At 43.4% G+C, this 9923-nt stretch carries 9 protein-coding genes; all 9 read right to left on the bottom strand.

Annotated elements, in window-relative coordinates; translation table 11 throughout:
• Positions 1 to 557 (bottom strand): hypothetical protein (locus HNQ69_RS06550; protein ID WP_183229273.1); only part of this gene is annotated, 557 nt, incomplete at its 3' end.
• 77 nt (positions 558 to 634) lie between these two features.
• The gene (locus HNQ69_RS06545) at positions 635 to 844 is read right to left on the bottom strand and encodes a hypothetical protein (RefSeq protein ID WP_183229253.1); all 210 of its coding nucleotides are present in this window, start codon (positions 842 to 844) and stop codon (positions 635 to 637) included.
• Positions 831 to 1040: a hypothetical protein gene (locus tag HNQ69_RS06540; protein ID WP_183229253.1), complete on the bottom strand. Its 210-nt coding sequence runs from the start codon at positions 1038 to 1040 to the stop codon at positions 831 to 833. The genes HNQ69_RS06545 and HNQ69_RS06540 overlap by 14 nt, the downstream gene beginning before the upstream one ends.
• Before the next feature lie 4 nt (positions 1041 to 1044).
• On the bottom strand, positions 1045 to 1236 hold the full coding sequence (locus tag HNQ69_RS06535; protein ID WP_183229252.1) for a hypothetical protein: 192 nt from the start codon (positions 1234 to 1236) through the stop codon (positions 1045 to 1047).
• Complete coding sequence (locus tag HNQ69_RS06530) at positions 1223 to 3070, bottom strand: portal protein (protein WP_183229251.1); 1848 nt, start codon at positions 3068 to 3070, stop codon at positions 1223 to 1225. The genes HNQ69_RS06535 and HNQ69_RS06530 overlap by 14 nt, the downstream gene beginning before the upstream one ends.
• Positions 3070 to 4395: a PBSX family phage terminase large subunit gene (locus HNQ69_RS06525; RefSeq protein ID WP_183229250.1), complete on the bottom strand. Its 1326-nt coding sequence runs from the start codon at positions 4393 to 4395 to the stop codon at positions 3070 to 3072. The genes HNQ69_RS06530 and HNQ69_RS06525 overlap by 1 nt, the downstream gene beginning before the upstream one ends.
• A gap of 1314 nt (positions 4396 to 5709) precedes the next feature.
• Positions 5710 to 6048: a hypothetical protein gene (locus HNQ69_RS06510; RefSeq protein ID WP_183229248.1), complete on the bottom strand. Its 339-nt coding sequence runs from the start codon at positions 6046 to 6048 to the stop codon at positions 5710 to 5712.
• Positions 6049 to 7019: 971 nt separating this feature from the next.
• Entirely contained in the window at positions 7020 to 9599 is a 2580-nt protein-coding gene (clpB, locus tag HNQ69_RS06505) for an ATP-dependent chaperone ClpB (protein ID WP_183229247.1), read from the bottom strand.
• 28 nt (positions 9600 to 9627) lie between these two features.
• On the bottom strand, positions 9628 to 9786 hold the full coding sequence (locus tag HNQ69_RS06500) for a hypothetical protein (RefSeq protein WP_183229246.1): 159 nt from the start codon (positions 9784 to 9786) through the stop codon (positions 9628 to 9630).
• Positions 9787 to 9923 lie beyond the last annotated feature (137 nt).

Here is a 9923-nt window from a genome sequence, read left to right as displayed (position 1 = left end):
GCAGGGTTTTGATTTTTTAGCGCACAATCCCGCAAGATCTGTTTTAATTCACTGCCGATCACCTCATCAATGACTTTCGGATCAGCCATTTCAGGATAAAGTGAAGCACAAGCAGCCAATTGCTTAGCTCGCATATCATAAATAAAATCGGCAGCTTGATCAAAATCTTGATGCTTCTGTTTCACAGTGGCCACGGATTGCTGATAGAAAGTGTGCAATTGTTCTGCTTCGTGGACAGCAGAGTTAAGCTGTTGTTGAGAATGCAACAATCCCTGCTTATGAAGTGTTTTTCCCAACCATTGCATATAGCCCATAAAATCTTTTTGTGGGTCTGGAGGTGCCTCACCCTCTAGCGTCTTTTGAAAATCTTGTGACTGCTTTTGTTCTTGTAATGCGCTTTGTTTTTGATATAGATTTTGATGGCCTTGAGAATTTTCTTCAAAAATTTTTGCTTTTTCTTGGGATCCAATTTCACTATCTTCTCTCTGTTCATCTCCTGAAAAAACACCCTGTTTCAATTGGTTTTGTTCTGCTGTCGTTAAATGTTCTCGATCCATAGTTTTGGCTTTCCCTTTTTCAGACAATAAGATTATATTTTTCACATGAAGAAGATTATATTTTCACATGAAGTGGCTTATCTGTGCGCATTGACTCGGTGCAAAATGGACTGCATTAAGTTCTCATCTCCCATATTGCTAGCCATCTCCCCTCCAACATGATCATTTTCATGCAAGGGAGCACTTTGCTCACCCGCGCCTTGCATTTGTGCTTTGAGGGCAATTTTATGGATCAATGATGCTGGCAAAGGTGAATAGCGTAAAAGATGTGGCTTATCTGTGCGCATTGACTCGGTGCAAAATGGACTGCATTAAGTTCTCATCTCCCATATTGCTAGCCATTTCCCCTCCAACATGATCATTTTCATGCAAGGGAGCACTTTGCTCACCCGCGCCTTGCATTTGTGCTTTGAGGGCAATTTTATGGATCAATGATGCTGGCAAAGGTGAATAGCGTAAAAGATGTGGCTTATCTGTGCGCATTGACTCAGTGCAAAATGGACTGCATTAAGTTCTCATCTCCCATATTGCTAGCCATCTCCCCTCCAACATGATCATTTTCATGCAAGGGAGCGCTTTGCTCACCCGCGCCTTGCATTTGTGCTTTGAGGGCAATTTTATGAATCAATGATGCTGGCAAAGGTGAATAGTGTAAAAGATGTGGCTTATCTGTGCGCATTGACTCGGTGCAAAATGGACTGCATTAAGTTCTCATCTCCCATATTGCTAGCCATTTCCCCTCCAACATGATCATTTTCATGCAAGGGAGCACTTTGCTCACCCGCGCCTTGCATTTGTGCTTTGAGGGCAATTTTATGGATCAATGATGCTGGCAAAGGTGAATAGCGTAAAAGATCGAGCATAATATCTGGTGTTGTGAAATTTTGCATCAAAGGAAGCAATTGCATAATAACCGCAAATGTGCGCTCTTTTTCATTAAGACTTGTTGGAGCATCATCGACCACAATATCATATTCCAAACTTGTGATCATTTCTCGTGTCAGCGGTACATATTGAGCGTTTTCGTCTCCAGCAATCCGCACCAATCGCCCATCGGAAAGATAGTTTTGAATAAGATAGAGAATAATTTTTCCCTGTCTTTTCCGGTATCGCCGCAAACCGTCAAAAAAGGAAGCCAACAAATTGAGTGACGATTGTCGGCGTTGTTGTTCAAGAACTCCTGGTTGATTTACCGCCCGTGTTCCAATAAATTCAGAGGACAAGCCAGTCACTTGGTCAAGTGCGCCCTTTGCTTCATTAAACAGCTGAAAGAAGCCTTGCGGGAATTGTGCAACCGGTTTAGGCTGGATTCTTCCCCCAGCAACAGCACCACTTTTAAGCCAAGTAATGCTGTCTGCTCTCGCCCAACTTTCCATGGCTTGGCGATCATCGTCAAAAGCATCGCGTTCGGCCATAATTCCGCCCTTTGACTGGCTATTGAGCAAATGCATTACTTGACTAAAATATTTATTTGCCCAGCGTTGCGGATCTTTTGTTGGTTTCACAATGCCGTAAAATTGTCGACTTAGCTTATCAAAAGTTCCTGTAATACACTCCCAGCCTAATTGACCTGCTGGCACCAAAGGTTTATCGGGTACTTCGAGCAGTTTTCTCCCCAAAAAGGCACGTTTGACAATTTTTCTTGTCAATCTTGTTGCGTGAAGAGAGGGAAAGTCTTTGCGTAAAGTTTGGAAATCCTGCTCTGAATATTCAATAAACTTTCCGCTTTGAGGATCGAGAACTTTATAAACAACCTGGCGTTCAAACCATCGACATTCCGCCAAAGTGACCATTTGCGGGCACTGATAGCTGCCCACCTCTTCCCCTACTCCACTATAGCTTTGGGTATCACCTTTGCTCCCTTGGTGCAAAAACGTATTATTTTTGACCCAATCGGCATTAAGATCGCTCCAATGGACATGGGGGAACATTTCTCTTGCAACTGTAAGTGGTTTTTCATCAATATACCAAACGCGCTGTGCATCAATGAGATTTTGTTTCACAGCGCTTGCATCCCAAACCATTTTCATCGGATCTAATCGTGCAATCACGGGTTTTCCTTGCGGATCCTCTTCATAATCGAGACGGGTATCTGTCCAACCCATCCCGCAAATGATAGCATCTTGAAAGGCATCAGAATCTTCGTATTCTCCATCAGCTTCATCACGAAACCACTCTGCCGCTCCGGTGAGGATCTCGTTAGCAAAGGCAGCGCCTTCTTTGCGTGGAATAAATTGCACTTGTCGCTTATTATTGCGCTCTGTACCAACCACAGCATTGATCAAAGGAGCAATCCGGTTAAATGTCATCACCGGTCTATTTTGTTCGCGTAAGACGGCAAGATCTTGCTCATTCCATTGCCGTCCATTATAAAAGTCGTAATCTTCTTGGGCATTTTTTCGCCATTGCTCAACATGCGCAATATCCTCGTAATACCAGTTTACGAGTTTTTTAAAAAGCGCCTGATGTTCAAGCGTTTCTAGGGGATCAAAAAAATCTGTCGAAATATTCATTAAAAAGCCATCCATGAAGTTTGAGAATGGTGAAACGAGCGATAAGTTCTTTTTTTCGATTGTGTCTTTGGCTGTTCATAAGCCACACACATGAGCCCGAAACTATCAGCGCCATGGCTTGCCCAATCATGTTCAGCGCCCAGTCCGATATTCCGCTGTTCATCCCGTTTTTCGTGATACCATGCGAGCGCTTTTCGTCCGGCTTTTGTTGTTTCACGGTTAAACCATATGGCAGGAAACAATCGCCTTACAGCTTCGATGCGCATTTTCACAGCCCCCATGCCTTGATTAGGAATCACTTTGGTTTGAAAACCGGCTTGTTGTAGAGCGCTTTCAAAACTCACATTATAAACACGATCTTTAGTTGCCCCATCATGGGGCAAGACCATCAACGCCTTGTCATATCCCTTTTGGAAGACCCAACCAACATGCTCTGAAAGGGGTTGTCCTTGGGCTTCATAATAATCGAGAACACGGATTTCCCGTCCAACGAATTGTGCTACCCACAAAGCGGTCGCATCAGCCTTTGCTCCTGTTCCTCCGATATCCCAAAAGATCCTGATCTGCATCAGCGGATCACGTGGAACATTGGTAATGCGCCCTTCCTGTTCAGCTTCAAGAAGCGCTTTTTGGTAATAAGCGCCTTGAACAGCTTGGAGATATTCACCTTCCCAAATATGGTTATACTGTTCAGGTCGTTGTTCTAAATCTGCCTTGCGGTCTCGATTAAGTTTTTCGGGAAATTGAGGATTATCACGCCAATTGATTTCAACACCTTTAATATTGGGATCCTTGACATTTCGGAAACGTTTTTCTACGGGAGCATTTTCACGGCAAGGGTTCCATGTCACCCATAACTCGGCATTCCAATCTTTTCCTTCTTCGCGCAAAGTGGGAATGAGTGTTTGCCAAGCGGTCTCAGTAACGGGTTCGGCCTCATCAACCCAACAGAGGAAAACGCGACCCATTGATTTAATACTTGCAATATTGCGATCCAGTCCAGCAAAAACATAGACAATACGTCCATCTTTTGACTTGATATACTTATCGCCGATTTCATAATAGTCTCGTAAAAAAGGGTAGGCTTCAATGGCCCGTTTAATTTCTTCCAAGGAACTGTCATTGAGTGAATTCTGAAATTGTCGGGCACAGAGAATGATACCGCGTTCCCCAGCCTTCCCATGCCGATATCCGATCACGGCAGACATCAAGGCAAAGGAACGTGTTTTTCCAGATCCGCGCCCTCCCCAAGCGGCACGCACATCAGCTTTTCCAGTAAAAACAGGAATAAGCTTTGGAATAAGAGCAATTTGCGCAGTTTTCATTAATCCTCAAGTACAACGATCCTCCAAAGCCCTATCCTTAGAGAAGAACACGACGCCAAGGCTCCAAGATGCGTCAAATATCACGCTTTTCAAACACGACAACCCTCAAGTCTCATGATCTTGGGAGATCATACTTTTGGAGCACCACATTCTTTAGTTTCACACTCGCCAGACACCGCATCTTTTGTGCTCACCGGCACAATCTCAACACGCGAAATTGTCTTCACATCACCCCCTGCTTCTCCAGTAACCTGTAGAGGTAATACTTTTGCAAGAAGCGAAAAACAGCCTTAAAGCGGCACGCACATCACCTTTTCAGTAAAGTAGAAAGCCACTTCTTCCCAGCTTTTTTTAAGCTTTTTGATCCATATTTAGAAGTGAATTAAAGACACTCCACGAAAAATACTCTTGTGTGAATCTTCATTTTCACTTCATCTGATGATGAATTCATTATTCCTTAATGATACGACGACAACATGCCGTATAGGGGTAAATCTATCACTGATCTTAAAATTTGAGTTGCGTCATGGAGAACGTAAAAAATTGCCAAAAAGCGTATCACATTCCCCAAATCCTGCAATCCTCAAAAGCCGCAATCCTCAAGTACAACGATCCTCCAAAGCCCTATCCTTAGAGAAGAACACGACGCCAAGGCTCCAAGATGCGTCAAATATCACGCCTTTCAAACACGACAACCCTCAAGTCTCATGATCTTGGGAGATCATACTTTTGGAGCACCACATTCTTTAGTTTCACGCTCGCCAGACACCGCATCTTTTGTGCTCACCGGCACAATCTCAACACGCGAAATTGTCTTCACATCACCCCCTGCTTCTCCAGTAACCTGTAGAGGTAATACTTTTGCAAGAAGCGAAAAACAGCCTTAAAGCGGCACGCACATCACCTTTTCAGTAAAGTAGAAAGCCACTTCTTCCCAGCTTTTTTTAAGCTTTTTGATCCATATTTAGAAGTGAATTAAAGACACTCCACGAAAAATACTCTTGTGTGAATCTTCATTTTCACTTCATCTGATGATGAATTCATTATTCCTTAATGATACGACGACAACATGCCGTATAGGGGTAAATCTATCACTGATCTTAAAATTTGAGTTGCGTCATGGAGAACGTAAAAAATTGCCAAAAAGCGTATCACATTCCCCAAATCCTGCAATCCTCAAAAGCCGCAATCCTCAAGTACAACGATCCTCCAAAGCCCTATCCTTAGAGAAGAACACGACGCCAAGGCTCCAAGATGCGTCAAATATCACGCCTTTCAAACACGACAACCCTCAAGTCTCATGATCTTGGGAGATCATACTTTTGGAGCACCACATTCTTTAGTTTCACACTCGCCAGACACCGCATCTTTTGTGCTCACCGGCACAATCTCAACACGCGAAATTGTCTTCACATCACCCCCTGCTTCTCCAGTGACCTGTAGAGGCAATACTTTTGCAAGAAGCGAAAAAAAAGGCACAGGATTATTAAGTGCATGATATTGAAGGTAAGAGACCAGCCCATCCTCACCATAATGATATCCAGCTTGCTCAGCAGCTGTAAGAAGAGCTTCATTAAAGCGCGTTGTTGCTTTATTCAAAGCACCTTTTTTACCCCCTCTTCGACGTAAAGGAAAAGAACGTTCATCTGTCATCATCATGTTCCTTCAAATAAAAAGAAACTGCCCTCACGCTATAAAAAAGCAATAAAAATCAGCAAAAAAATTGTAAGAACAACCAAGAGTCTTTTGATCAAAGATCAAGAGCAATCTGAGTGCTTAGATCATCTTTGTGGAATGATACATTTTAGGATAGTCTTTGCCGGATAATTGTGTGAAAGTCTTTTTGCCTTTTCATCACAGATCTCTTTGTCTCCTTACAATACAGATCTCTTTCTCTCCTTACAATGGCTCTCTTTATCCTCTAAAGAAACCCGCAAATTTCCCCTTAGACATCCAACAAAGGATGCAAAAAGATAAAAGGTCAAGAGAAGATAATAAGGGATAACAGCATTTTAGAAAGTGAGGCATCTGATAGAGAATAAAAGAGAATTCATTGATAAAAAATCAGAAACACCTCACACACATCCTCCCCATGCCTTTGCTTCATCACCCAGCAAAGGATACTCCAAAATGTATCATTCCACAAACATGACCTCCGTTAGGCCGTTTTCAGAGGAAGAGATAGCCTAGAAATCATTTTTATAGACCATAGATTTATAGACTACAGAAAAAATTATTGATTTCTACGAAAAAGTCTGATTAATGAATTGCCTAAAATCCAAGGGATCATGACAAGGGATCATGACAAGGGATCATAAACCGATCAGTGCTTATAACTATAATCGTTCTACGATCCCTCCCCAACTCCCCCTTTGGGAACCACAAGATATCTCAAGGATTAAAAACTCTAGAAAGCTTATGAAACAGCTGAAACCAAAACAGGTATCGCTTCTGATTTACCAATTCATTTAGTAAACTTCTCCCCCCGGAATGAAACCCACTTTGTAAAAACGTACAATTCCGATTATGCTGTTATGGTACCTTTTTAGATTTACCTTGTCAAGTTTTTATTTTGTCATGCCTATTTTTTGTTTGCTTCAGCACATTCTTATTCATAGGCATTTCTAATTTCCAGGCAAAAAAGACAAGTGATTTTCTTCTTTTGCAATTGTCACGGTTGATTCATCGTGAATTTTCCCAAATAAGATATTTTCGGCCAGAGGATCTTGAATTTCTTTTTGAATAATGCGTTTGAGCGGTCTCGCTCCATAGAGGGGATCATAGCCTTTCTGAGCGAGGAACTGTCGTACTTCTGGTTCGATCTGCAAAGTTATTTTGCGTTCATTGAGCAAGTTTTGCAAATGTTGTATCTGAATATCGACAATGGCTTCCATATCTCCACGTTGTAATCTTTGAAAAAGAATAATTTCATCAATACGATTAAGAAATTCGGGACGAAAAGCTGCTTTTACGACGTTCATAACATCATTTTTTGCCTGATCGGTTGTTTGTCCTTCAGGCAGGGCGGTTAAAAATTCTGCTCCCAAATTTGATGTCATAATGAGCAAGGTATTGCGAAAATCGACGGTCCGTCCTTGGCTATCGGTCAAGCGCCCTTCATCAAGCACTTGCAGCAAGAGATTAAAAATATCGGGATGGGCTTTTTCAATTTCGTCGAACAAAATGACCTGATAAGGTCTTCGCCGCACGGCTTCAGTAAGCACCCCTCCTTCTTCATATCCGACATATCCGGGGGGTGCTCCAATCAAGCGTGCACCGGCGTGCTTTTCCATATATTCAGACATATCGATACGCAACATTGCGTTGGGATCTTGGAAGAGGAAAGCGGCGAGAGCTTTCGTTAATTCTGTTTTTCCCACACCAGTCGGCCCAAGAAACATAAAGGAGCCGATGGGACGATTAGGATCTTGTAATCCAGCACGGGCACGCCGTACAGCACGGGAAACAGCTTGAACGGCTTCTCCCTGTCCCACCACGCGGGTACTAATTTCGTCTTCCATACGCAAGAGCGCTTCTCGTTCTGCCTCGAGCATACGATCAACGGGAATTCCAGTCCAACGTGAAACAATTCGTGCAATATGCTCAGCGGTGACAGTTTCTTCAACGAGTTGATTTTGTTGATCATCATTTTCAGCGATACTCAATTGTTTTTCCAGCTGAGGAATAACACTATAAGCGAGTTCTCCAGCTTTTTGGAATTGTCCATCACGCTGTGCGATGGTCAAAGCATTGCGGGCTTCTTCAAGTTGTTTTTTCAAATCGGCGGCATGCCCTAATTTTTGTTTTTCAGCCTGCCAAGCGTTTGTCATTTCGGTAGACTGTTGCTCCAATATATTCAGTTCATCTTGCACATTTTTTAGACGTTCTTTGGCTGTTGGTTCCACATCTGTTTTCAAAGCTTCGCGTTCGATTTTCAACTGCATGATACGCCGATCAAGAGCATCGAGTTCTTCAGGTTTTGAATCGACCTGCATACGCAAGCGCGCTGCCGCTTCATCGATGAGATCAATGGCTTTATCGGGCAAGAAACGATCAGTAATATAACGGCTAGACAGGCGAGCTGCAGCGATCAGAGCACTGTCGGCGAGACGTACTTTGTGGTGCTGTTCGTATTTTTCTTTTATGCCGCGCAAGATAGAGATTGTATCCTCAAGCGTTGGCTCGGGCACAAAGACGGGTTGGAATCGGCGAGCAAGTGCAGCATCTTTTTCGACATATTTGCGATATTCATCGAGCGTTGTTGCTCCCACACAATGGAGTTCTCCGCGTGCAAGCGCTGGTTTTAGCAAGTTGGAAGCATCCATAGGACCATCGGATTTTCCCGCACCGACGAGATTATGCAATTCATCAATAAACAGAATGATCTGACCATTTTCAGCTTGCACTTCAGCCAAAACAGCTTTGAGGCGTTCTTCAAATTCCCCTCGATATTTTGCGCCAGCGATAAGTGCGCCCATATCGAGTGCATAGAGTTGCTTATTGCGCAAAGTTTCGGGCACATCACCATTGACAATGCGCAATGCCAAACCTTCAACGATTGCTGTTTTTCCCACTCCAGGTTCACCAATAAGCACGGGATTATTTTTTGTCCGTCGTGAGAGAACTTGGACTGTCCGGCGAATTTCTTCTTCACGCCCAATGACAGGATCCATTTTTCCTTCGCGTGCATCTTTGGTGAGATCGCGTGCATATTTTTGCAAAGCATCATATTGGCTTTCGGCATGGGGGCTTGTTGCTGTTTTTCCCTTACGCAGCGCATTAATAGCTTGATTAAGTGCTTGGGGGGTCAACCCTGCTTTTGTTAAAATATCAGCTGTTTTTGCAGTTTTCTCCATGACAAGTGCTTGCAACAAACGCTCCACGGTGACAAACTGATCATCGGCTTTTTTTGCGAGGTCTTCTGCCAGAGCGAAGACTTTTGCCAACGGTTGTGACAGATAGAGTTGCCCATTTCCGCCTTGCACTTTTGGCAAAGCATCAAGCGCTTCTTTGAGTTTTTTTTGAATAAGAGAGAGATCCCCGCCAGCTCTTTGGATGAGCGACGCTGCCAATCCCTGAGAATCCTCTAACAACACTTTGAGAAAATGCTCCGGCATAAACTGCTGATGATCAGAAGAGAGAGCGTTATTTTGTGCTGATTGTAAAAAACCTTGCAACCGTTCGCTATATTTTTCCAGGTTCATTTTTTTTCCTTTCTTGCACCACCGCTCTTTAGCTTCCTCCAACATTCCACAAAAAACATCCCACAAGGAATAGCCAAATCCCACAAAACGCTGTGAACGAGGCAGCATGAAGAATAATCGTCGTGCTAAAACGAATATGGGGCCTTAAAAGCCCCATAGCAAGAGGGAGGAGAAGACGTGTTGTCATTTTTCAATAAAACCACAGCCGCCCAGCAGAACTCCACCAGTAAAGCCATATCTGAAGAACTCTAACACTAACAGCCGCCCAGAAGAACTCCACCCGCAAAGCCATACCTGAAGAACTCTAACACTAACAGCCGCCCA

This window comes from Bartonella callosciuri (assembly GCF_014203215.1).
Lineage (GTDB): Bacteria > Pseudomonadota > Alphaproteobacteria > Rhizobiales > Rhizobiaceae > Bartonella > Bartonella callosciuri.
The sequence above is the reverse complement of the archived record's forward strand: the minus strand, read 5'-3'. Positions and strand labels throughout refer to the sequence as shown.

What these genes read in the sequence shown, in the direction of transcription:
- HNQ69_RS06510 (WP_183229248.1), bottom strand. Translation starts at nt 6,048, where the DNA reads ATGACAGATGAACGTTCTTTTCCTTTACGTCGAAGAGGGGGTAAAAAA.
- HNQ69_RS06540 (WP_183229253.1), bottom strand. Translation starts at nt 1,040, where the DNA reads ATGCGCACAGATAAGCCACATCTTTTACGCTATTCACCTTTGCCAGCA.
- clpB (WP_183229247.1), bottom strand. Translation starts at nt 9,599, where the DNA reads ATGAACCTGGAAAAATATAGCGAACGGTTGCAAGGTTTTTTACAATCA.
- HNQ69_RS06545 (WP_183229253.1), bottom strand. Translation starts at nt 844, where the DNA reads ATGCGCACAGATAAGCCACATCTTTTACGCTATTCACCTTTGCCAGCA.
- HNQ69_RS06530 (WP_183229251.1), bottom strand. Translation starts at nt 3,070, where the DNA reads ATGAATATTTCGACAGATTTTTTTGATCCCCTAGAAACGCTTGAACAT.
- HNQ69_RS06535 (WP_183229252.1), bottom strand. Translation starts at nt 1,236, where the DNA reads ATGCGCACAGATAAGCCACATCTTTTACACTATTCACCTTTGCCAGCA.
- HNQ69_RS06500 (WP_183229246.1), bottom strand. Translation starts at nt 9,786, where the DNA reads ATGACAACACGTCTTCTCCTCCCTCTTGCTATGGGGCTTTTAAGGCCC.
- HNQ69_RS06525 (WP_183229250.1), bottom strand. Translation starts at nt 4,395, where the DNA reads ATGAAAACTGCGCAAATTGCTCTTATTCCAAAGCTTATTCCTGTTTTT.